This is a genomic window from Cystobacter fuscus (assembly GCF_044360685.1).
Taxonomy (GTDB): Bacteria; Myxococcota; Myxococcia; order Myxococcales; family Myxococcaceae; genus Cystobacter; species Cystobacter fuscus_C.
On the sequence record NZ_CP043491.1, the window covers coordinates 887430 to 908296 of the forward strand.

Here is a 20867-nt window from a genome sequence, read left to right on the forward strand (position 1 = left end):
GCCGTCTCCGTGAGGTGTTGCGTGAGGTGTTGTCTGTGCGACTCGCGGAAACCTGGGGACGTTGTTCGAAGGTGCACGCAAAGCCCGCTCTCCCGCCCGCCCTCCTGCCCTTCCTGGCATCCCCTCGGGGTGACGCCCCTGGTCAGAAGTGGGGGGCACGACCTGGGGGCTCGGAGGGCTGTTCCTCGGAGGAGAAGAGATGCAGCAAGTCCCTAGGCGCGGGTTGGCCTCTCGGGTAATGTCCTCCAACGTCTCTTTGGACGTCAGGCACCATGGCATCGAAACGCATTCCGCCCCCTTCTTCGCAGCAGCGCATGGACGACAAGCTGGCCCTGGCCCTGGGGGCGGCGGCGCGCGCCGCCCGGCTGCGCGCGGGGCTCACCCAGGCGGAGGCGGCCGCCAAGGTGGGGCTGGCGCCGGGCGTCTACGGCCGCATCGAGCGCGGCGGCATGATGCCCAGCGTCCCGACGCTCAGACGCTTGAGCATCGCCTTGAAGATTCCCTCCGACACGCTCTTGAGCTTGAGCCACACGGAGGTGACGGCCTGGGTGGACTCGCTCCCCTCGCGCGAGGAGCGCTCCCCGGATCTGCGGCGGCTCGCGCGCTCGTTGCGCAACCTCACCCCGTCCCAGCTCAAGGTGCTCAACGTCATCGCCACCGCGCTCACGCGCTGAGGGCGCTCCCCCCAGGGCAGGTTGTCCAACCTGACGGGGAAGGTGGGCCCTCGGGCCGCTCGTGCTTCAGGGCAGGGCGTCCAGGCCGGCCAGGAGCCGCTCCACGTCCCGCGGCGTGTTGTAGTGCAGCAGGGACACGCGCACCGCGCCCTCGGGCATGACGCCGAGCGCCTGCGCGGCCAGGGTGGCGTAGTAGTGGCCGGCGCCCACGCCCACCTCGTGCCGGGCCAGGTGCTCGGCCACCGCGCGCGGGGCGTGGCCGGCCACGTTGAAGTAGAAGGTCGCCACCCGGCCCTGGGGCTCGGGAGGGCCGTACAGCCGCACGCGCGGGTGGCGCAGCAGCCGCTCCAGCGTGGACTGGAGCAGCGGACGCTCCAGGGACTCGATGCGCTCGAAGGCCCGTTGCAGCCCCGCGCGCCCGGCCTGTCCGTCGCCCAGCACCTCGCGCAGGTAGCGCAGCGCGCCGAGCCACCCCGCGAGGCTCTCGTGGGGCGCGGTGCCGGGCTCGAACTTCTGCGGACTGTCGTCGGGCACGAACCACAGCTTGTCCGCGGGCAGTTGGGGCAGCAGCCCCGCGCGCACGTACAGGCACCCCAGGTGGGGGCCGAAGACCTTGTAGGGAGAGAACGTGGCGAAGTCCACGTCCCAGGCCCGCACGTCGGGCAACTGGTGGGGACTGGAGTGCACCGCGTCGACGATCGTCCACGCCCCCACTTCGCGCGCGAGCCGCGCCGCGCTGGCCACGTCCGGGGTGGCGCCCACCGAGTTGGCCGCGGCCGTCACCGCCACCAGGCGCGTGCGCGGGGTGAGCAGGGCGCGCAGGTCCGCCGGCTCCAGCCGCCCCTCGGGCCAGCGCGCCCGCCACACCTTCACCCCCACGCCCTGCGCCTCCAGCCAGCGCCACGGGCTGGCGTTGGACTCGTGCTCCAGCTCGGAGATGACCACCTCGTCGCCCGCGCGGAACAGGCGCGAGAAGGCGCGCGAGAGCTGGAAGGTGAGCGCGGTGGCGCTGGTGCCCAGGATGACCTCCTCGGGCGCGCAGCCGAGGAACTCGGCGGTGGCGGCGCGCGCCCGGGCCTTCACCTCGGTGGCGCGCACGGACGCGGCGTACGGCTGGCCCACGTTGCAACTGCCTTGGGTGAGGAAGTCGGTGAGCGCCTCGATGCAGTGGGTGGGCACCTGCGCCCCCGAGGCGTTGTCGAGGTAGCTGAAGCCCGAGCGCAACGCGGGGAAGTGCTCGGCGACGGATGGGATCATGGCGGTTCTCGGCTCCGGAGTGGGGAGGCCGCCTGTCTGGCTTTGCTGCTCGCCAGCGGCCTCCGGCGCGCCTGGGGGCGCAAAGGACAACGGGCCCCGGACAGGGAATGCCTCCCCGCCCGGAACCCGTCCACTCTCATATGCCAATTCTCGATTCTCAGGATGTGAGGAATTGATTTCCCCATCAACCTCCGCCGGTATTGGAATTATTCAACACAGCCATCAATGCATGGGCGAATGGGTATCCTCGAGGTCGAGCTTCTCGTGGCCCCCCGGGCGATAGGTCTCTCCGGTGAGGACGCTCTTCACGAAGCCCACCAGTTGCACCATGCGCTTGTTGGGGGTGTCCCAGTACTCGGCCTTGTTCACCCTGACGCACAAGAGGGCGATGTCCGGGTCGTCCACGCCCTTGGGGAACCAGGCCTTGAGGGTGGGATCCCACAGCTGGTGGATCTTCTCCTTGTCGCGCACAAGGCGTGCCACTCCACTCACCGACACATAGCGGTCCCGGCTGGAGTCCGAGTAGGAGAGGTTGACGTGGTGGTCCCCTTGCACCTCGTCCACCTTGGGGGCGGAGTCGTGGGTGAAGAACCACAATTCCCCGTCGAAGTTCGTGTTCTGCGTCCACATGGGCCGGCTGCGGATGCTCCCGTCCGCCTCCACCGTCGTCATCATCGCGACCTTGATGCCCTGGATCAGCTCGGCCAGGTGCGCCACCGCGTCCTTCTTCTCGGTTTTCTTCGTGGTCATTCCTGCCTCCCGAGAACTCACATTAAGCAGGGGCCCCCTGACGGGCAGTGGGGGCACGGACCGCTCGTCGTCCCCTCGCTCGCCCGGCGGGGAGGTTGGAGGCAAAAGTGTTGCATGGGCGGCAACACCACTCGCGGGCGAGTGCGTGTTTCGTGGAAGACAACACATAGACGAGAATTCTGGAGCGCGAGCGCCGCGCAACGGACCGCGAGCGGAGTGCTCTTCATCCGCGAGTGCACTTCGTCTGCCCATGCCACGCGGAGGGTTGGTGGATTCTTTGCTTACCGTATGGCCAGGAATTTCTTGATGACATGACTGTGCAGTCGCGCGTCATCCATGTACTCTGCGGCGCGGTTTTCATCGCGGCGATGGCCGCTGTTTCGGTACCGGGGGCGGAATGGCTGGCATCTTTGGCATGGACGGTTTGTCGACATTACAGGTGCAGGAAGAGCTCGAGCGCGGAGGACGCTTCGTCGTGTTCGAGTACTGCGTGTCCTTCTTCTTGACGACCCGGAGGCGCTCGTCGGACGTGTACTTCGTCCGCGCGGGCAAGGGGACGTTCTGGCTGAGCCTGGGCTACACGCTGTTGTCGCTGCTGCTTGGCTGGTGGGGCCTGCCCTGGGGCTTCATCTACACGCCGCGCTGTCTCGCCACCAACCTGCAGGGGGGCAAGGACGTGACGGACCTGGTGCTGCCCTCGTTGCTGGCACCCCGGTACGATCCCGCGCTCGAGTACTGAACGCGCGTCAGTCGTCTTGCTGGGCGGCTCATCGCGGAGCCCCCTCGAGATGCTGGCCGAGCCGCGCCTCCACCCGGCGCGCCAGATGCGCGAAGGGCAGTCCGAGCAGCAGGTAGATGAGGGCGACCACGAGCCCCAGGCCCAGATGGTCTCGCGTGGCGTTGGCCAGGTTGAGATAGGTGCGCGTGAGCTCGGTGAGCGTCACCACGGACACGAGCGAGCTGTCCTTGAGCAGCGCGATGAAGTCGTTCGTCATGGGCGGCAGCGAGATGCGCAGGGCCTGGGGGAAGACCACGTGCCGCAGCGTCTGCCAGCGGGACATGCCGAGCACGTGCGCCGCCTCGTACTGGCCCGCGGGCACACTGGAGAGTCCCGCCCGGTAGTTCTCCGCCTCGGCCGCCGCGTAGTTGAGCCCCAGCGTGAGCACGCCCGCGGTGAAGGGCGCGAGCCGCACGCCCAGTTGGGGCAGCCCGAAGTACACCAGCGCGAGCTGCACGAGCAGGGGCGTGCCACGCACCCCCTCGGTGAAGACGAGGGCGAGCGCGCGCAGGGGCCAGGGTCCGAAGACGCGCGCCACCGCGAGCCCCAGGCCCACCCCCATCGCCACCGCCATGGCCAGCAGCGACACGGCCAGCGTCATCAGCGCCCCGCGCAGGAAGAGCGAGAGCGTGGCCGGGTAGCGCTCGCGCACGCGCTCCCAGAAGGGCGGCAGCTTGCCCACCGCGGCGCGCCACGCCGTGTAGCGCTCGGGCACGTCGCGCGGGGTGGGGTCCGGGTCTCCCAGCAGCGCCGCCGTCTCGGCGTTCCACAGGCCCCAGCGCTCGTAGAGGGCGCGCAGGGTGCCCTCCCGCGCCAGCTCCTCGAGTGCCGTGTCGAGCGCGTCCCGCAGGGACTCCTCCCCCAGGCGCACCGCCGCCGCGTAGCGCACCTCGCCGAAGCCGCCCGGCACCACGTCCAGCTCCGGCTCGACGGCGCCGTAGTACTGGGTGATGGGCTCATCGAGCAGCACGCCGTCCGTGCGCCCCAGCTTCAAGTCCCGGTAGATGTCGTCCTGGCCCCCCTCGTACGTTTTCACCTGGGCGCCCTCGCGCACGAGGATGCGCTCGGCCAGACTGCCCGGCAGCGTGCCCACCGCGCGCCCCTTCAGCTCGGCGAGCGAGTGCGGCGCGCGGGCGTCTCCCCGGCGCACGGTGAGCCGCTCGGCGGCGGCGTAGTACGGGCGGGTGAGCAGACACACGCGCTTCTTCTCCTCCGTCGCCTCGAGGCCATTGAGCGCCACGTCGAAGTCCCCGCGCGCGAGCAGCTCCAGGAGGCTGTCCCAGGGCCCAAGCACCACGCGCGCCCGGACGCCCAGCTTCGCGGCGAGGGCCTCGGCCAGCTCCACCTCGAAGCCGATGAGGTGGTTGGGATCCCTCGGGTCCGGGAAGACGTAGGGGGCACCGCCCTGGGCGTCCGCGCCCCAGAGCAGCTCCCCCCGGGCCTTCACGGCCTCGAGCCCCGGGGACGTGGCGAGGGCGGCGTGCGGCCAGGCGAGCACGGACAGGCAGACGAGGAGGAGACGGAGGCACACGGCTCGTGTCAGGGGCAGCCCTCCCAGCAAAGAAGCCGCCGAGTCTAATCCCGTCCGGGGCCACGCGAGGTGCCACCCGAAACGGGAACGTGCTAGGCAGCCGCGCCCGGGCGCGGGAGGTTCCCCGCCCGCGGTGGGTTGGGCCGCACGGGGCCCGAGGAGATGGCGATGCTGAACACGGCGATGAACGAGTGGGCCCTCAAGGCGATCCAACTGGAGACGGCGCTGATGGCGCTGGACGAGGTGGGACTGCCCGCGAACATGAAGGCACAGCGGGAGAAGGCCGAGCAGGCGATGCGCGAGCTGGTGCGCGCGTGGACGGCGCAGAAGCCCAAGCCGGACGAGCGCAAGTGGAAGCAGGAGCCCGCGAAGGAGGGCGGCCAGCCCCAGGACGAGGAGCTCGTCGAGGTGGTGGCGAACCTGAAGGAGGACGGCGTGGAGTGGACCGTGCACCGCGCCACCAGCGACAAGGGCGACACCGTGGAGACGGTCGTCGCGGACGGCCGGGCGTGGATGGCGGCGGGCGGCGAGTACTACATGGGCCAGTGGGACGAGGAGCGCGAGGAGCTGGAGGTGGGCCGGGACGACGAGGAGGGCGAGCTCGGCACGGGCCTCGTCTTCACGCTCCGGGGCGAGCTGGTGTTCGAGTCCCAGCTCGAGGACTGACGCTTCCGCCCGGTGTCTGGCTCCCCGTTCGCCGGGCCACCGGGCGCGGACACCGGGGGTGGTGTTCCCGGTGCACGTCCTTAGGTTTCAGATGCGTGCCCGGCATGGACGAGCAGGGTGTGCCGGTCGATGGTTGGGAATGGTGGTCAGGCGGGCGGGGGTGAGCCCGTGTTGGACACGCTCTTTCTTCAGAACGCGCTTCCATCCACACGTGTGCCCGGTGACGCCCCGAGCGGGGACAGGGCCGTGTGGAACACGAAGCTCCCGGTGCTCGTCGCATCGGGGTCGCGGTTGATCGACACGCCATCCTTCGAGGCCTGGGTCCCGCTATAGGTGTACGTGTTGACGGTCGCCGCGTTCGAGGCGGTGGAGGTCAGCAGCGTCACCGTATCGCCGCCATTGTTGAGGCTGAGGGTGCCCGTGGAGGCGGCCACCGCGTTGGGGGTGCCCGCGGGGATTCCGCTGGTGCCGCTGAACACCGCGATGGCCTTGCCCGCGCCGAGCACCGTGTTGGCGGGGAAGACGTGCCGCACGGCGGTGGCGTCCATGATCACCCAGCCGCTGATGTCCACGGAGGTGCTTTCCGTGTTCACCAACTCCACGAACTCGCCGTTGGTGTTGGAGCCGGGCTCGTTGGCGAGGATCTCGTTGAAGATGACGCGCGGGGGGGGCTCGGTGATGGAGAAGGGACCGGTGCTCACGTCGGAGCTCTTCCCGTCCACGTCCCGGATGCGCACGCGTGCAAGCGCCGTGGGCGAGTCGGGCACCTTCCAGGCGTGGCTTCCCGTGCTGGCGTCCAGGCTGGTGGCGATGCTCGTCCAGGTGACGCCGTTGTCGGCGGTGAAGTCCAGGTTCACGCGGGTGTAGCCGATGGCGATCCAGGTGATGGTGCGGGTGGAGCCGCGGATCCACCGCTCCCCGCCGTCGGGGCTGGTGAGGGTGACGCGGGGCAGGGGCGTGCGCAGCGTGATGGACGCGGGCATGCTCGAGTTGCCCGCGGCATCGAAGGCCAGCACCTGGTAGGTGTACGTGTTGCCCGGAGCGAGACCCAGGTCCACGAAGCCGGGGGTGACCGTCGTCCCGGCCAGCCGGTAGCCGGTGGTTCCATACACGTTGCGGTACACCCGGTAGCCCGCCACTCCCACGTTGTCCAGGGAGGGACTCCAGCTCAGCTCGATCGAATCGGGAGCGGCGCTGCCCGCCAGGGAGCGGGGCGGGGTGGGGCGCTCGGTGTCCGGTCCCGGCGGCTGCGTGTCGCCGCGGGAGGTGTACGAGACGCTTCGCGCGCCCTGCTCCACCACGAAGGTGGCGCCATCCTGCGAGCGCAGCTCGATGTGGCCGCGCTCCTGGCTGGTGGCGGGGTCCTCCGTCTGCCAGATGTCCGAGTGGTGCGCCGTCAGCCGATCCAGGCACTCGCGCGTGGGATGGCCATAGGTGTTGTTCCAGCCCACGGAGATGAAGGACACCAGGGGCACGGTCTTGTCCAGGAACGCGTCGCCGGACGAGTAGCGCGAGCCGTGGTGATGCACCTTGTACAGCTCGAGCTCTCCCACCTGCTCGAGCAGGGTGGATTCGATGTCGTCGGGCGTGGAGGTGAGATCGCCGCCCACCAGCGCGTCGAACGCGCCGTAGGTCACCTTCACCACCACGGACTTCGCGTTCTCGTCATCGGTGGAGACGCCATTGCCATTGCTCGCCACCACCGTGAGCGTCACCTGTCCGCAGAGCGAGAAGGTGTCTCCCCGGTGCGCCGTGAAGCGGCGGCCCGCGAAGTGGGTGTCGTACTCCGTGAAGGTCTTCGAGTCATACGCGCCGCCATGGTCATACACGGCGGTGATGGGGACGGCGTCGGTGCCCACGTCCACCTCGTCGATGCCGCCCATGTGATCCGCGTGCATGTGCGAGACGAAGGCCAGGTTGATGCGCGTCACCCCCAACTGCTTCAGATAGGCCTTGATGGTGTCGCCCGAGCCGGTGGGGCCTCCGTCGAACAGCACCGCGCAGCCTCCCGGCGCGACGAGCACCGCCGAATCCCCCTGGCCGATGTCCAGGGTGGTGAACCGTAGTTGCTGCGCCCCGGCGAGCAGCGGACACAGCAGGGTGAGCAGCAGCGAGAGGCGGAAAGGGAGACGTGGAGGAGTGCGCATGGGCTCGCCTGGAGGAGGACCGCCTCTCCTGGGTACCCCGAACCGGAATGGCGCTTCAAGTCACGCCCCGCCATTCATACTGTCCGTCACGACCCCCTCGCGCGAACGTCACGGGGATTCGTCATCCGGAGCTGGCACCTGGGGCGTCTGTTCCTCCATGCTGAAGGGCGCCCTCTCGTCCGGATTCAACTCGTACTCCTGCGCGGCGGCGCGGTCGTCCTGTTGACTCGCCCACGTGGTGTGTCCGCCCGCGAAGCCCTCCAGGGGACGCGGCCCATGCCGCGTTTCCACTTCCAGATCCTTGGCCTCCTGCTCCCGCAGACGGCGCCGCTCCTGTTCCCGCTCCCGCTGGTGCAGCTTCTCCATTGGGTCGTTCACCATGTGGTGCCTCCTGGTGTCCAAGTTGCGGATGACTCCGCGAATCCGTCAGCCAACGGCCCGCGGTCCGGGGGGCGCGGCGTGCTCGGCTGCTCGGTGGCGGGGCGAGACCCTTGCCGAGTCCCGGGGGCTCCGGGAAGCTCGTGCGCCATGACTTGCTTCCCTCTCCGTCTTTCGTGGCTGGTGCTGGGCCTGTCGCTCGCGGGCTGTGCCGCCACCCAGGTCACCGTTCCTCCTCCGGCGGGAGACACCGTCACGATCCTCGTTCCCGGCTACCGGGGCAGTTTCCTCGACACCGACGCGCCCGAGCCCGAGCGGGCCTGGGTCACCGCGGGCCAGGCGCTGTCCCGGGGAGAGCGCTCGCTCGCCCTGTCATTTCCAGGACAGCGACCGGTGCCATCCTACGGCCCCTTGCGGCCAGCGGGCCCCGTCACCCGCATCGCCGTGCCCTTCTACTCGGTGGACGTGTACGGCTCGTTCCTCGAGTACGGCCGCGAGCACTTCCCGGGTCTCGTTCCCTTCTCCTACGACTGGCGCCAGGACGTGCGGCGGAGCGCGGACGAGCTGTGCGCGCGCATCGAGCAGCTCGTGGCGCAGGGCAAGCGCGAGGTGAACATCGTCGCCCACAGCATGGGCGGGCTGGTGACGATGCGGTGTCTGCTGCACGGGGGCGCGGCGGGGAGCGGACAGCCCTGGGCGGGCGCGGCGGCGGTCAAGCGCGTGGTCTTCATCGGCACGCCCTTCCAGGGGGGGCCGGGCCTCTTCGATGACCTGCTCCTCGGCACGGAGACGGTGCGCAACCGGGCCCTCTTGTCGCCCGAGGCCCTCTTCTCCTTCGCCTCCGTGTTCCAGCTCCTGACGCCGGGCGGCGACGTCTTCGTGGACGCGAGCGGCCAGCCCGTGGCGTGGAACCTGTTCGAGCCCGAGAGCTGGTGGACGCGCGGGTGGGGCCCGTTCGCGGACCCCGCGCTGCGCGAGAACGAGGCCTACCGCGCGCAACTTCGGCGCATGCTCCAGGCGAACCGGGAGCTGCACGAGTCGCTCGCGCCCCGCGAGGCGCCGCCGCCTCCTCCCTTCGAGACGCTCGTGGTGGTGGGCACGGGGCGTCCCTCGACGAGCGGGGTGCGGGTGGTGGAAGGAAAGCTCGACTTGAAGAACGCGCCGCACGCGGACGGGGACGGCGCCGTGCTCAGCTCGAGCGCGCTGCCGGTGCTGCCCATCCCCTATCAGCGCCTGGACAGCGCCGCCGAGCACGTGGCGCTCATGTCCGACCGGGACGTGCTGCGCGCGCTCGAGCGCTTCTTCCAGGAGGAGCGAGCCGGGCGGCCTTGAGCAGCGCTTCCACCATGGGCACGCTGTTGGCCTGGCCCTTGCCGGCGATGTCGTAGGCGGTGCCGTGGTCCGGCGAGGTGCGCGGCACGGGCAGGCCGAGTGTCACGTTCACCGTGCGCTCGAAGTCCAGGGCCTTGGCGGGGATGAGGCCCTGGTCGTGGTACATGGCGAGCACCACGTCATAGGGGAAGTGCTCCACGTGGGCGAAGAGCCCATCCGCCGCCAGGGGGCCGTGCACATCCAGGCGCTGCCGGCGCGCGAGCTTGATGGCGGGGGTGATGACGTCCACCTCCTCGCGTCCCAGCAGGCCGCCTTCGCCCGCGTGGGGGTTGAAGCTCAGCACGCCGATGCGCGGCGCGTGGCCCACCACGGGCGCGAGGCTCGTGGACAGGAGCTTGAGCTGCGCCACCAGCCGCTCCACCGTCAGCAGCCGGGGCACGTCCGCCAGGGGCACGTGGTTGGTCGCCAGCGCCACGCGCACGCGCGGACCATCCATGAGCATGAGCACCTCGCGGCCGAACGCCTCCGCCAGCACCTCCGTGTGGCCCATGAAGGGGATGCCCGCGCGGGAGATGCCTTCCTTGGACACCGGCGCCGTGCACAGCGCGTCCACCCGTCCCGCGCGCGCCGCCTCGATGGCCGCCTGGATGAAGGCGTACTGGGCCTTTCCTCCCTGGCGCGTGGGCTTGCCGGGCTGGCGATCCTTCTCCCCGAGCCGCGTCACCACGCACACCGTGGGTCGCGACGGACGCTCCAGCGTCTCGGGCGTGGCGCGCGCGTACGTGCCGAAGAGGGCGAAGCGCTCGAGCGTCGGCTCATCGCCGAACACCACGGGGACGAGGGCGCGGCGCACCCGGGGCAGCGCGAGCGCCGCCGCGGTTACCTCCGGGCCGATGCCCGACACGTCCCCGAGCGAGATGCCGACGACGGGACGCGCTCCCTCGGGACTCTCGGCCCGGGCGCTCAGATCTTCGTCTCCACGGACGCCTTCTGCCGCAGCTCCTGCACGTACTGCTCCACGTACTTCTCCGTCTTCTGCATCTTGAGCCGCGTCTCCAGCTCCTGCTTCACCGTCTCGAAGGCGGGCACGTCCACGGCGCGCTTCTCCTCGACCTTGAGCACGTGCCAGCCGAACTGGGTGCGCACCGGCTCGCTCACCTCGCCCTCTCCGAGCGTGAAGGCCACGCGCTCGAAGGCGGGCACCATCACCCCGCGCCGGAAGAAGCCCAGGTCGCCGCCGTCGGACGCGCTCGGGCCCTCGCTCTTCTCGCGCGCCAGTTGCGCGAAGTCCACGCCCGGCTTGCGCGCCTGCTCGGCCAGAGCCACCGCCTTGACGCGCGCCGCCTCCACCTGCGCGGGCGTCGCCTTGGCGTCCACCTGCACGAGGATGTGCCGCGCGTGCACCTCGGCGTCACCCGACTCCATCTTCGTGTACTGGGTGTAGGCCGCCTTGAGGTCCTCCTCGGACACCTTCACCTTGGAGCTGACCTTCATCTGCACGAGCTTCATGCGCGACATCTGCTTGCGCAAAAACTCCTTGTACGTCGCGACGTTGAAGCCCTCGCCGGAGAGCAGCTGGTTGAACTGGGCGTCGTCGGTGACGTTGTTCTGCCGCTTCACGTCCGCCACCGCCGCTTCCAGCTCCGCGTCCGTCACGCCCAGGCCCAGCTCCTTGATCTGCTCCTCCATCAGCTTCTCGCCGATGAGGGAGTCCAGGGCCTTCTTCATCACCACCGAGCGGGCCTCGGCGCGCTTCTGCGCGTCGCGCTCGCCCGCCAGCCGCGCCAGCTCCGGCGCCGCGCGCTTCTCCACCTCGGACTGGGTGATGATGTCGCGATTGACCACCGCCGCCACGCGATCCACCAGCTCCGCGCGCGCCGCCGCGCCATTGAGCAGCAGCACCGCCACCATCGTTCCAAGCCACTTCTTCATCGCCTGTCCTCCGTGCCTCTCTCGTGGGGAGCCTTCGCTCAGGGCCTGGTCGTCGTCTGGGTGACGGGACGGCCGCGAATGGCCTGCAGCGTGGGCTCGTTCACCCACACCTGGGCCTTGCTCCGCAATTCCTGTTCGTACTTCGTCTGCGCCTCCGCGCGCCGCTGCGCGAGGAGCTTCGCCTCCACCTGGGCGCGCACCTCGACGAACTCCAGCTTGCGCCCCGGCTTCTTCTCCAGCACGCGGAACAGGTGGTAGCCGTACTCCGTCTCCACCACGTCCGACACCTGGCCCGGCGCGAGCGAGAACACGACCTCGTCGAACGCGGGGGGCATCTGCCCGCGGGGGAAGAAGCCCAGGTCCCCGCCCACCTTCGCGTCCGCGCTCAGCGAGTACTTGCGCGCCAGGTCCGCGAACTTCTTGCCCGCCTTGAGCTGCACTTGCAGCCGCCGCGCCTCCTCCATGGTCTTCACGACGATCTGCGCGGCGCGCACCTGCTCGGGCGAGGAGTACTCCGCCTCGTGCTGGGCGTAGGTGTCGCGCAGCTCCTCCTCCGTCACCGCCACGCGGGTGTACACCTCGTTGGTGAAGAGCTTCTCGATGGTGAGGCGCGCGGCCTCGTTCTTCTTGAGCTCCGCCATGGACAGCTGGCCCTCGGCGAGCACGTCGTTGAAGTTGCCCGCGGGGTAGTCGCTCGACAAGCGCAGCACGCCCCGGTCCACCTCGTCGGGCGTCACGGTGATGTTGTGGGCGCGCGCCTCCTGCAGGAGCACCGTGCGGGCGATGAGCGTGTCGAGCAGCGCGCGCTTGTAGGGCTCCACCTCCTCGGGCGAGGGCTGCTGGCCGGACTCGGAGCTCGTGGCGATGAACTCCCGCTCCAGCTCGCGCTCGAAGTCGGCGCGGGAGATGACCTCGCCATTGACGGTGGCCACCGCGAGCGCGTCCGGCTCCTCTTTGTCCTTCTGGGTGCAGCCGGCGAGCCCCACGGCGAGCGCCAGGGTGGTGGCGAGCACACGGGGAGCGCGGAGGAGGGCCGGGCGGAAGGGGAGACGGCTCGGGAGAGTCATGGCGGCGTCACCTGGACGGACGGAAAGGGGGCGGGAAGGCTACCGGGAGCGGGGCCGCTCGCGGGCCGCACGGGGGCGTTCAGGTCCACATGCACCCGCGCGAGCGCGGCGGCGTCCACCGTGAGGGCCGCGCGGTGCTCGAGCTCGGAGATCCACTGCGTCCAGGCGTGGGCGCGCTGTTCCTGGGCGAGCCGGCCGGACAGGGCGGTGCGCACGTCCTCGAGCGTCTGGTTCAACGCGGGCTGGTGGCCGGTGAGCTGGAGCACGTGCAGTCCGGTGTCCGTCTGCACCACGCCGCTGAGCGTCCCCGGGCCGGTGGGCACGAGCAGGCGCGCGGCCTCGGCCACCTCGGGCCCGAAGTCCCGCGCGAGCTCCTCGAACGAGCGGTAGCGCAGGTCCCCATCCAGGGGTTGGGTGCGTGGCTCCTCGCTGCGCGCGCGCGCGAGCCGTCCGAAGGCGGCGAAGTCCGTGGGGGGCAGCGCGCGGGCCTCGGCGAGCAGCTTCCCGGCCGTCTCGCGCGCGTGGGCCACCCGGGCCGCGTCCGCGCGGGGCGCCGCGAGGAAGAGGTGGGAGAGCCGCACCTGCTCCGGGCGCACGTAGTCCTCACGGTGGCGGGCGTAGGCGTCGGCGAGCTGGGCCTCGGACACGGGCGGCAGGGCGTCGTCGAGCCGCGCGCGCATGAGCCGGGACACGAGCGCCCGCTTGGTGGCCGCCACCACCTCGGGGTCATCCTGCAACCCGCGCGCGAGCGCCTCCTGGACGAGCAGCTCGTAGCGCGCGAGGCCCTCGACGTACTCGCGCTTGCGCTCCAGGGTCTGGTAGCGCTCGCGCTGCGCGGGGCTCATCTCCTCCAGACGCTGGCGCAGCTCCTCGGCCGTCACCCGGTCGCCGCTCCAGGCGACGACGGACGTGCCTCCGGGCGCGCGGGTATGGCGCAGGTCCACCCGGGCCTGGCCTGGGGCGGGACTCCGCTCGCAGCCGACGAAGGCCAGCACGGCGAGGGCCAGCACGGCGAGGGTGGAGAGGCGGAGGGCGGGGGACATGGAAGGGGTTCCGGGTGGGTAGCACGCCCGGGAGGAGGGGACAACGGGGCGGCCCTTCCGGCCCTGTCACGGTCCAGTTCCGGCCTCTTCCCGCCCTTCAGACCCGGGTCGCGTGTGTCGACAGGAACGCTTCCACCAGCGGGAAGATTTCGTCCGGGGCCCGGCGTCCGAGCACCAGGTCCGCGTGCCCGTAGTCCTCGGCGAAGCCATGCCCCCGCCCGGCCACCACCAGCTTCACCGGACCACCCAGGTACTCCTGGGCGCGTGCCACGGCGAGCGGCGGGGCGAGCAGATCCTTGCTTCCGGCCAGCAGCATCACCGGCAGCTTCGCCCCGGCCAGGGGCTTGCGGTAGCAGGTGCCGTCCGCCATGCAGAAGGAGTCGGTGGAGATCCACTGGGCGAACTGGCGCACCACTCCTCCGGAGATGTCCGAGGGCATGTTGGCCAGGCACCGGCGCACCACGTCCGGGTCCATGTTGTCCGCCAGCATCATGTACCGGGTGAGCGGCCCCGGGGGCGCGCCGAACAGGGCGATGCCGGTGATGCGGCGCACGGGAATGGACTTGAGCCGCAGGAGCGGCTCGATGCGCTGGATGAATTGCTTGAGACCCGGCTGCACCGCGAAGGTGAAGGGACTGCCGATCGCCACCGCGGCGCGCACGGGCACTTGCGGGTTTCGCGCCAGATGGCCGTAGAGCGTCAGCCCACCCTTGGAATGTCCCACCCAGAGAACTTCCTTGGCCCCGGTGGACAGCACGGTTCGCACCGCGCAGCGCACGTCGTGCTCGGCCAGATCATCGAAGGAGAACTCCCCGCAGGGGCCCGCCAGCCCCCGGCCGCGCAGCTCCATCACCCACGTCTCGAAGCCGGCCCGGGCCAGGTAGCGCGCCAGGCTGTAGCGCTCGTCGAAGTCCATGTGGAAGCGGTTGACGCCCAGTCCGTGGCAGAGGATGACGGGCTCGGCGAAGCGGCGCTCGCCCCGCGCGTGGTAGCGCCCCAGAGCCACCGCCGCCCCGTCGTCCGTGGGCACCCGGTACAGCTCGTCCGGCTTGAAGGGCAGCGTGAGCAACCCTTCGCCCTCGCGATTCACCGCACGCGAGAACAGGTCGGCCATCCTCGTCAGCCTGGGTCCGTTTCGGTTCGTCACCTGGGAACTCTAACGCCCTTCCAGGGTGGGCTCCGTGGAAAATTACACACTCCCCCCAATCGGCAAGCGGGTTGCAGGGTGTCCTACCCATTCAAACCGGGAGGCAGGTAGATGCGGCAAAAGCCGAGCTTTGCGGAAAAGTTGTCCACGATGAAGGTCGCTCTGGTGCCCACGGATACCCTCTTGAGGGCCTTGGGAGTGATGGAGCGCTACCGTGTCCGGTTGCTGCCCGTGCTGGGAGACGCGGGACGGATGGTGGGGCTGCTCAGCCGGGAGCATGTGATGTCGGCGTGGGAGGTGGATCCGCTCCTGCCCGTGTCGTTGGTGATGGCGGCGTGCGAGGCCCCGCGCCCGCTGGGACCCCGGCTGGTGCCCCGGTGAGCCATGGGGTGGGAAAAGTGGGCGGTCAGGTGGGAAGGCGCGTGCGCTATGCTGACCGGCGCCGTGTCCGGAGCCTGGGTCGTCTACATGGTGTGCTGTCGGGATGGGACGCTCTACACGGGGGCGACCAACCACCTGGAGCGCCGTCTGGCCACCCACAACCGGGGCCGGGGCGCCGCCTACACCCGGGCGCGCCTGCCGGTGACGCTCGTGTGGAGCGAGCCCGCGGTGGATCGGGGCGCCGCCCTGCGCCGGGAAGCGGCGCTCAAGCGCCTGTCGCGCGCCGCGAAGTTGCGCCTTGTTCACCAAGCATCAAATGACTCCGGGTCCAATTAGACCTGACCCCGGGTCATGTGACTTTGCGTCCCGACGCGTTCCTCTCCCGGGAAACTTGGGCGTCATGGGATGCACATGCGAGCGGCGTACGAAGGGTCTACTCCGGGTGTGCAGCAGCCCGCGACACGTGTTCAGGATGCGCGGCTCGTGGACGAGCAGCGCCTGCTCTACGCGGCGTCCCTGACGTGGATGCTGTTCTGGAGCGCCGACATGTTGTCGGTGCTCCGGCCGACCTGGGACACGCTGGCGCTGCGCTTCGTGTGGGCGGGGCTGACGGTGCTGTCGGGCAGGCTGCTGCCCCGGGTGGGCCCGGTGTGGCGCTCGATGCTGCGGATCCTCTCCGGGGTGATCCTGCCCAACGTGTTCTTCGGCCTGATCATCTACCGGCTGGGGGGCTTGAACAGCCCCATCTTCCACTGGCTGTGTCTGATGCCCGCGGTCACCCTGCTGATGGGCAGGGGTCTGTGGCATGGGGCGGCAAGCACCCTGCTGATGCTGCTGGTGGCGGGCGCGATGCTGTGGGCGGGAGGCGCGCCCCAGGAGCGCTTCCTGTCGTGGATGCCGATGCTGATCGTGGAGTCGATGGGCATCCAGCTCACCTTCTTCTATCAGCGGTTGTTGCTCGAGCGGGCGAAGGCCGCGGCGGAGCAGAAGCTGGCGCGGCGGGCGCTCGACGAGTCCAATGAGCGGGCGTTGCGCGCCGAGCAGATGGCGCAGCTGGGACAGTTGGCGGCGGGTGTGGCCCACGAGGTGCGCAACCCCCTGGCCTACATCCAGGCCAACCTGCGCTTCCTCCAGGAGGAGGCCCGGCCCACGGAGGGCGCGAGCGACTCCGAATACGCCGCCGCGCTCCAGGAGACGATGCACGGCGTGGAGCGCATCCATCAGATCGTGAAGGATCTCACGGCGCTGTCGCGCTCGGAGGAGCCCACGCCCGTGAGCCCGTGCGACCTGGGGCCGGTCATCGATACGAGCGTGCGGCTGGCGTCGGTGCGGCTCAAGACCCTGGTGCGCCTGGCGGTGGAGGTGCCGGAGACGCCGTGGGCGCGGGCCGAGCCGCGCCGGCTGGGGCAGGTGTTGCTCAACCTGTTGCTCAACGCGGCGGACGCCATCGAGGAGGCGAAGGTGCCCGACGGGCGGGTGGCGCTGCGGGTGCAGGTGGACGAGGAGCGGGTGCGGGTGCTGGTGGAGGACAACGGGCCCGGCATCCAGACCGAGCACCTCTCGCGGCTGTTCACGAGCTTCTTCACCACGAAGGCGCCGGGCAAGGGCACGGGGCTGGGGCTCGCGCTGTCGCGGCAGTACGTGGAGTCCTTTGGCGGCACGCTGCGCGCGGAGAACCGCTCCGAGGGCGGCGCGCGCTTCATCGTGGAGCTGCCCGCGGCCTGAGTGGACTCAGCCGCCCACGGTCTGGCCGAGCGTGGCGAGCACCTCGCGGGCCTCCGCCGCCATGCTCGAGACGAGCTCGGCGGCCGGGCGCAGCTCGTGCACGTTGCCGCACGCCTCCCCCACCGTCAGGCCCATCTCCTCGAAGTCGCCCTCGGTGTGCACCGTGGGCAGGAGCGCGGAGAAGCGGGGCAGGGGCACGCGCTGGCCGCCCAGCAGCGTGTGGCCGATGGGCTCGGACGCCGGCAGTGCCAGGGCCTCGGCTTCCCGGCCGGCCCACTCGCGCGCCGCGCGGTTGCGCAGCACGCGCATGGCCTGACCGGGCCACTCGGGGCCGAAGAGCGTGGTGCGCACCGTGTCGCCCACGCCCGCGGCCAGCACCCGGCGCTTGTACTCGTCGTGGGCCTGGGCCTCCTCGCTGGCCAGGAAGCGGGTGCCACACCACACCGCCTCCGCCCCGAGCGCCAGTGCCGCCACCAGCCCGCGGCCATCCACGATTCCACCGGCGGCGATCACCGGCAGCGGCGCCACCGCCGCGCGCACCGCCGGCAGCAGCGCGAAGGTGCTCGCCTCCGCGCGGTTGTGTCCGCCCGCCTCCGCCCCCTGCGCGATGATGGCGTCGGCTCCCAGGGCCGCCGCCTCGCGCGCCTCCGCCACCGAGCCCACCTGGAGCCACACCCGCGTGCCCGCGCCGCGCAGCCGCTCCACGTGCGCGCGCCGGGGCAGGGTCCAGAAGAACACCACCACCGCCACCCGCTCCTCGGCCAGCACCTCGATGTGGGCGTCCTCCACGAAGTCGCCGATCAGGTCCACGCCGAAGGGGCGCGCGGTCAGCTCCCGGGTGGCCCGGATCATGGCGCCCAGGGCGGGCGGCGGCAGCATCGCCCCACCCAGCGTGCCCAGTCCGCCCGCGTTGCTCACCGCGGCGGCGAGGGCGGGCCCCGCCAGGAAGGCCATGCCGGCGCTGATGATGGGGACGTCCAGTCCGTATTGTTGGGTGAGCCGGGTCTTCATAGCGAGATCCTCTCCTCCGCCTCGTCGAGCAGGAAGGAGAAGTGCTCGCGATCCGTGCTCAGGGCGCGCGCCAGGTTGTCGAACTGCTGGCGGCCATACCTGGCGAACGTGTCCATCATCCGCAGCACCGCGCGCCGCTGCGCGTAGGTCGCCGGCAGGTGCGCGAGCGAGGTGGGGCAGGTGGGCTCCCGCCAGTCGGGCGCCTGCTGTCCGTAGAGCAGGTGGTGCGTGCCCTCGAGGTAGATGAGGGGAGGGCTCTCCGGGTGGTCCGCCGCGAAGCGCTCCGTGAGCGCGCGCAGGTTGCCGAAGAAGGCGCGCGACATGAAGTGCACGGACATGATGGCCCAGTACTTGAGCAGGGGATCGTTGGGCGCGCGCAGCGTCTCGCGCCGGAACTCGTGCAGGGCCTCCATCTCCGGCCGGCCATACACCTTGTCGAAGAACCACCACTCGAGCAGCTCCGCGGGCGTCCAGGGGATGCGGGCATCCATGTCCAGCACCTTCCAGTCGTGCAGGAACAGCTCGGCCTCGGTGGAGAACGTGCGGCGCAGGAAGTCCACCGTGGAGGTGCCGGGCCCCGTGGCGGGCTCCTGCACCCGGCAGTCCTGGAGGTAGAAGGTATGCAGCGCGTTGATGCGCGGGGCGAACAGCAGCGCCGCGCAGCGCAGTATGAAGAGCGCCTCCTTGCCCTGCGCCTCGCGCATCATCGTGGAGATGGGGTGGCCCACGAAGTCGGCGTGGTGGCGGTGCCAGGCGGCGATGAGGTCACCCTGCTCGGTGAACCTGTCGGGCCGGGGGTTCCACGCCGGCGCCGGAAGCCGGCCGGCCTGGTACGCGTCCAGTTGCTCGCGAACGAGCCGCATGCGCTCATCGCGCTCGTGCTTCAGCAGCGGCCCCGGCCCACCGGCCCGCTCCGCCGTCTGGACGAAGCGGTGCATGAAGTCGTTCATCTCCACCGAGAGCGCATGCTTGCGCTCCACCAGCCTCAGGGCCCGCTCGCTCTGCTCGGGCGAGAACGTCACCGGCTCGGACTCCGAGCTGCCCACGTGCCCCGACTCCCGCTCCAGGTGGTGCATGCCGAAGTAGACCGGGGTGATGCCCGTCTGCTGCCTCACCTGCAGGGCCTGGCTCGTCGTGGCGGAGAAGAGCAGGTGACCATCCTTCTCGAGCTGCTCCACGTGCAGGTAGCGGTAGGCGGGCACCGCCGCCTCGTCACCGACGACCTCCTGGATGCGCTGGCTCTCCACGGCGCGTCCCGGGTCGAGCATGGGCGACAGCCACAACGCCCACATCAGCGAGCTGGCGCGCCGGGTCCCCCACAGCTCGTCCAACTCCAGCCGGCGGAAGTCCGCCAGGAAGAGCCGCGCGTGCGTCCGGTCCTCCAGGACGTGGCCGTTGATGGTGTCCTTGAGCTTCGCGTCCTGCTCGGACTCCTTCTCATTCTTGCGGAATGCGAGATAACGCTCGTTGTAGAAGGGAAAGGACATCACGAAGCCGAGCAGGGGAATGAAGCAGTCGTAGTGCCGCCGCGTGTCCCTCAGGTGCGAGTCGCCAATCCAACGGTAGAGGGCGTGCCCCTCCAGTTCGCGCGACAGGGCGTCCAGGTGTCCCAGGGCTTCTTGCATGATCGACTCCTCGCGGGGGTGGGGGCTGGGCCACAGCGAACAACGGCGGCTCGCTGAATCGATACAACTCCCCGAGGAGGTGAAAAATGGGGTTCTGGTAAAATCATTATCCCGAGAAGCGGGATAATGAGCGGATGGATGTCTTTCAAGCGATGAGGGTGTTCGCGAAGGTGGTGGAGCTGGAAGGCTTTTCGCGGGCGGCGGAGCGGCTGGGCATCTCGGCCACGGCGGCGTCGCGGCAGGTGGCCGAGCTGGAGGCGCGGCTGGGCGTGAGGCTGCTGCATCGCACGACGCGCAGGCTGTACCTCACCGACAGCGGGCGGAGCTACTACGAGCGCTGCGCGCAGATCCTCAACGACCTGGACGAGGCGGAGCTGACCATCTCCTCGGCGGCGGGGCGGCCGCAGGGCCTGCTGCGGGTGGCGGCGCCGGTGTCCTTTGGCGTGCAGCACCTCACGCCGCTGTTCCTGGACTACATGGAGCGCTACCCGGAGGTGAAGCTGGAGCTGTCGCTGTCCGACCGCATGGTGGACCTGGTCGAGGAGGGCTATGACCTGGCCCTGCGCATCACCCATGAACTGAAGACGACGCTGGTGGCCCGGCCGCTGGCCCAGGCGCGCCTGGTGGCCTGCGCGGCGCCCGCCTACCTCGAGCGCCATGGGGTGCCCCGCACGCCGGAGGAGCTCCGTCACCACGAGTGCCTGTGCTACACGTACGACGCGCTGCCCGGCGTCTGGGAGTTCGAGGGTCCCTCGGGGCCCGTCCGGGTGTCCGTCCAGGGCCGGCTCGCCACCAACAACGGGGACTCCCTGCGCGCGGCGGCGGTGGCGGGACGGGGCATCATCCTGGAGCCCAGCTTCCTGGTGGGCGAGGACCTGCGGCAAGGCCGCCTCGTGCGGCTGTTGCCGGACCACCCGGTGACACCCCTCACCCTCTACGCCGTCTATCCGAGCCGACGCTACCTGTCGCCCAAGGTGCGCACCCTCGTCGACTTCCTCGTCGAGCGCATCGCCGAGCCCCTTCCCTGGGATGCCTGGATGCGAAACGGGCGGTGAGTTCGGGGAGGGGCCGGAGGCGCGCTCAGGCCGTGGCGGAGGGGGGCGCGGTGGGCGGCACGGCGGGCGGCACCTGGGGCGCCTTCTGCTTCTTCGAGCGCATCACCAGGAAGACGATGCCCAGCAGGAGCCCGGCGCCCGCGCCCACGCCGGTGCCGGTGAGCTGGTAGCCGAGGAGCTGCGCGGTGACGCTGCGGATGACCTCGGGCAGGTTGCACATCGTCTGGGTCGCCTGGATGCGGGTGGTGTTGTCCCACTCGAGCCACTTGGGGCCCAGCCACGACGCGGTGGCCAGTCCCCCGAAGGCTCCCGCCAGGATGAAGGTGAGCAGTGTCTTGAGGGCGGCGATCATCCAGGAACCTCGGTCA

21 protein-coding genes are annotated in these 20867 nt (G+C 70.4%); 8 read left to right on the plus strand and 13 right to left on the minus strand.

The window, feature by feature from the left end:
- Window positions 1–272 precede the first annotated feature (272 nt).
- Complete coding sequence (locus tag F0U63_RS03740) at window positions 273–674, plus strand: helix-turn-helix domain-containing protein (protein ID WP_395843761.1); 402 nt, start codon at window positions 273–275, stop codon at window positions 672–674.
- A 66-nt stretch (window positions 675–740) separates the two neighbouring features.
- Here the strand turns inward: F0U63_RS03740 and F0U63_RS03745 are convergent, their stop codons facing one another.
- Window positions 741–1931 carry a cysteine desulfurase-like protein gene (locus F0U63_RS03745; RefSeq protein WP_395843763.1) on the minus strand — a complete coding sequence of 397 codons (1191 nt, stop codon included), beginning with the start codon at window positions 1929–1931 and terminating at the stop codon, window positions 741–743.
- Between the two features lie 222 nt (window positions 1932–2153).
- Entirely contained in the window at window positions 2154–2681 is a 528-nt protein-coding gene (locus tag F0U63_RS03750; RefSeq protein WP_395843765.1) for a pyridoxamine 5'-phosphate oxidase family protein, read from the minus strand.
- A gap of 424 nt (window positions 2682–3105) precedes the next feature.
- Here F0U63_RS03750 and F0U63_RS03755 point away from each other — a divergent pair, with 424 nt between their 5' ends.
- Complete coding sequence (locus tag F0U63_RS03755) at window positions 3106–3420, plus strand: hypothetical protein (protein ID WP_395843767.1); 315 nt, start codon at window positions 3106–3108, stop codon at window positions 3418–3420.
- 28 nt (window positions 3421–3448) lie between these two features.
- Here the strand turns inward: F0U63_RS03755 and F0U63_RS03760 are convergent, their stop codons facing one another.
- On the minus strand, window positions 3449–4990 hold the full coding sequence (locus tag F0U63_RS03760) for an ABC transporter substrate-binding protein/permease (protein WP_395843769.1): 1542 nt from the start codon (window positions 4988–4990) through the stop codon (window positions 3449–3451).
- A 168-nt stretch (window positions 4991–5158) separates the two neighbouring features.
- On the opposite strand from F0U63_RS03760, the gene F0U63_RS03765 reads away from it, so the two are divergent.
- A complete protein-coding gene (locus F0U63_RS03765; protein ID WP_395843771.1) occupies window positions 5159–5656 on the plus strand; it encodes a hypothetical protein in 498 nt (165 codons plus the stop codon).
- 188 nt (window positions 5657–5844) lie between these two features.
- Here the strand turns inward: F0U63_RS03765 and F0U63_RS03770 are convergent, their stop codons facing one another.
- Both F0U63_RS03770 and F0U63_RS03775 read right to left on the minus strand, forming a co-directional pair.
- Window positions 5845–7803, minus strand: coding sequence for a lamin tail domain-containing protein (locus tag F0U63_RS03770; protein WP_395843773.1), 1959 nt, complete (start codon window positions 7801–7803; stop codon window positions 5845–5847).
- Between the two features lie 108 nt (window positions 7804–7911).
- Entirely contained in the window at window positions 7912–8184 is a 273-nt protein-coding gene (locus F0U63_RS03775) for a hypothetical protein (protein ID WP_395843775.1), read from the minus strand.
- A gap of 147 nt (window positions 8185–8331) precedes the next feature.
- Here F0U63_RS03775 and F0U63_RS03780 point away from each other — a divergent pair, with 147 nt between their 5' ends.
- The gene (locus F0U63_RS03780) at window positions 8332–9513 is read left to right on the plus strand and encodes a hypothetical protein (RefSeq protein ID WP_395843777.1); all 1182 of its coding nucleotides are present in this window, start codon (window positions 8332–8334) and stop codon (window positions 9511–9513) included.
- Here F0U63_RS03780 and pdxA read toward each other — a convergent pair.
- From pdxA to F0U63_RS03805, 5 genes are all read right to left on the minus strand, one after another.
- Window positions 9443–10417 (minus strand): 4-hydroxythreonine-4-phosphate dehydrogenase PdxA, encoded by a 975-nt coding sequence (pdxA, locus tag F0U63_RS03785; protein WP_395843779.1) that lies wholly within the window; start codon window positions 10415–10417, stop codon window positions 9443–9445. The two genes, F0U63_RS03780 and pdxA, sit on opposite strands and share 71 nt — an antisense overlap.
- Window positions 10418–10476: 59 nt before the next feature.
- Window positions 10477–11553, minus strand: coding sequence for a peptidylprolyl isomerase (locus F0U63_RS03790; protein ID WP_395843781.1), 1077 nt, complete (start codon window positions 11551–11553; stop codon window positions 10477–10479).
- Entirely contained in the window at window positions 11484–12512 is a 1029-nt protein-coding gene (locus F0U63_RS03795; protein ID WP_395843783.1) for a peptidyl-prolyl cis-trans isomerase, read from the minus strand. Before F0U63_RS03795 ends, F0U63_RS03790 begins: the two co-directional genes overlap by 70 nt.
- On the minus strand, window positions 12509–13555 hold the full coding sequence (locus F0U63_RS03800; protein ID WP_395843785.1) for a peptidylprolyl isomerase: 1047 nt from the start codon (window positions 13553–13555) through the stop codon (window positions 12509–12511). The genes F0U63_RS03795 and F0U63_RS03800 overlap by 4 nt, the downstream gene beginning before the upstream one ends.
- 97 nt (window positions 13556–13652) lie before the next feature.
- Window positions 13653–14669 carry an alpha/beta fold hydrolase gene (locus F0U63_RS03805; protein ID WP_395843787.1) on the minus strand — a complete coding sequence of 339 codons (1017 nt, stop codon included), beginning with the start codon at window positions 14667–14669 and terminating at the stop codon, window positions 13653–13655.
- 183 nt (window positions 14670–14852) lie between these two features.
- Here F0U63_RS03805 and F0U63_RS03810 point away from each other — a divergent pair, with 183 nt between their 5' ends.
- From F0U63_RS03810 to F0U63_RS03820, 3 genes are all read left to right on the plus strand, one after another.
- Window positions 14853–15083: a CBS domain-containing protein gene (locus F0U63_RS03810; RefSeq protein WP_395843789.1), complete on the plus strand. Its 231-nt coding sequence runs from the start codon at window positions 14853–14855 to the stop codon at window positions 15081–15083.
- 48 nt (window positions 15084–15131) lie between these two features.
- The gene (locus F0U63_RS03815) at window positions 15132–15419 is read left to right on the plus strand and encodes a GIY-YIG nuclease family protein (RefSeq protein ID WP_395843791.1); all 288 of its coding nucleotides are present in this window, start codon (window positions 15132–15134) and stop codon (window positions 15417–15419) included.
- 147 nt (window positions 15420–15566) lie between these two features.
- On the plus strand, window positions 15567–16808 hold the full coding sequence (locus F0U63_RS03820; protein WP_395843793.1) for a sensor histidine kinase: 1242 nt from the start codon (window positions 15567–15569) through the stop codon (window positions 16806–16808).
- 6 nt (window positions 16809–16814) lie between these two features.
- On the opposite strand, the gene F0U63_RS03825 is transcribed toward F0U63_RS03820, so the two are convergent.
- Window positions 16815–17819 (minus strand): NAD(P)H-dependent flavin oxidoreductase, encoded by a 1005-nt coding sequence (locus F0U63_RS03825; protein WP_395843795.1) that lies wholly within the window; start codon window positions 17817–17819, stop codon window positions 16815–16817.
- Window positions 17816–19444, minus strand: coding sequence for a hypothetical protein (locus tag F0U63_RS03830; RefSeq protein WP_395843797.1), 1629 nt, complete (start codon window positions 19442–19444; stop codon window positions 17816–17818). Before F0U63_RS03830 ends, F0U63_RS03825 begins: the two co-directional genes overlap by 4 nt.
- 134 nt (window positions 19445–19578) lie before the next feature.
- On the opposite strand from F0U63_RS03830, the gene F0U63_RS03835 reads away from it, so the two are divergent.
- Window positions 19579–20499 carry a LysR family transcriptional regulator gene (locus F0U63_RS03835; RefSeq protein ID WP_395843799.1) on the plus strand — a complete coding sequence of 307 codons (921 nt, stop codon included), beginning with the start codon at window positions 19579–19581 and terminating at the stop codon, window positions 20497–20499.
- 25 nt (window positions 20500–20524) lie between these two features.
- On the opposite strand, the gene F0U63_RS03840 is transcribed toward F0U63_RS03835, so the two are convergent.
- Entirely contained in the window at window positions 20525–20851 is a 327-nt protein-coding gene (locus F0U63_RS03840) for a hypothetical protein (protein WP_395843801.1), read from the minus strand.
- Between the last annotated feature and the right edge of the window lie 16 nt (window positions 20852–20867).

What these genes read in the sequence shown, in the direction of transcription:
- F0U63_RS03740 (WP_395843761.1), top strand. Translation starts at nt 273, where the DNA reads ATGGCATCGAAACGCATTCCGCCCCCTTCTTCGCAGCAGCGCATGGAC.
- F0U63_RS03765 (WP_395843771.1), top strand. Translation starts at nt 5,159, where the DNA reads ATGCTGAACACGGCGATGAACGAGTGGGCCCTCAAGGCGATCCAACTG.
- F0U63_RS03750 (WP_395843765.1), bottom strand. Translation starts at nt 2,681, where the DNA reads ATGACCACGAAGAAAACCGAGAAGAAGGACGCGGTGGCGCACCTGGCC.
- F0U63_RS03825 (WP_395843795.1), bottom strand. Translation starts at nt 17,819, where the DNA reads ATGAAGACCCGGCTCACCCAACAATACGGACTGGACGTCCCCATCATC.
- F0U63_RS03745 (WP_395843763.1), bottom strand. Translation starts at nt 1,931, where the DNA reads ATGATCCCATCCGTCGCCGAGCACTTCCCCGCGTTGCGCTCGGGCTTC.
- F0U63_RS03830 (WP_395843797.1), bottom strand. Translation starts at nt 19,444, where the DNA reads ATGCAAGAAGCCCTGGGACACCTGGACGCCCTGTCGCGCGAACTGGAG.
- F0U63_RS03835 (WP_395843799.1), top strand. Translation starts at nt 19,579, where the DNA reads ATGGATGTCTTTCAAGCGATGAGGGTGTTCGCGAAGGTGGTGGAGCTG.
- F0U63_RS03775 (WP_395843775.1), bottom strand. Translation starts at nt 8,184, where the DNA reads ATGGTGAACGACCCAATGGAGAAGCTGCACCAGCGGGAGCGGGAACAG.
- F0U63_RS03800 (WP_395843785.1), bottom strand. Translation starts at nt 13,555, where the DNA reads ATGTCCCCCGCCCTCCGCCTCTCCACCCTCGCCGTGCTGGCCCTCGCC.
- F0U63_RS03815 (WP_395843791.1), top strand. Translation starts at nt 15,132, where the DNA reads ATGCTGACCGGCGCCGTGTCCGGAGCCTGGGTCGTCTACATGGTGTGC.
- F0U63_RS03810 (WP_395843789.1), top strand. Translation starts at nt 14,853, where the DNA reads ATGAAGGTCGCTCTGGTGCCCACGGATACCCTCTTGAGGGCCTTGGGA.
- F0U63_RS03770 (WP_395843773.1), bottom strand. Translation starts at nt 7,803, where the DNA reads ATGCGCACTCCTCCACGTCTCCCTTTCCGCCTCTCGCTGCTGCTCACC.
- F0U63_RS03840 (WP_395843801.1), bottom strand. Translation starts at nt 20,851, where the DNA reads ATGATCGCCGCCCTCAAGACACTGCTCACCTTCATCCTGGCGGGAGCC.
- F0U63_RS03780 (WP_395843777.1), top strand. Translation starts at nt 8,332, where the DNA reads ATGACTTGCTTCCCTCTCCGTCTTTCGTGGCTGGTGCTGGGCCTGTCG.
- F0U63_RS03795 (WP_395843783.1), bottom strand. Translation starts at nt 12,512, where the DNA reads ATGACTCTCCCGAGCCGTCTCCCCTTCCGCCCGGCCCTCCTCCGCGCT.
- F0U63_RS03805 (WP_395843787.1), bottom strand. Translation starts at nt 14,669, where the DNA reads ATGGCCGACCTGTTCTCGCGTGCGGTGAATCGCGAGGGCGAAGGGTTG.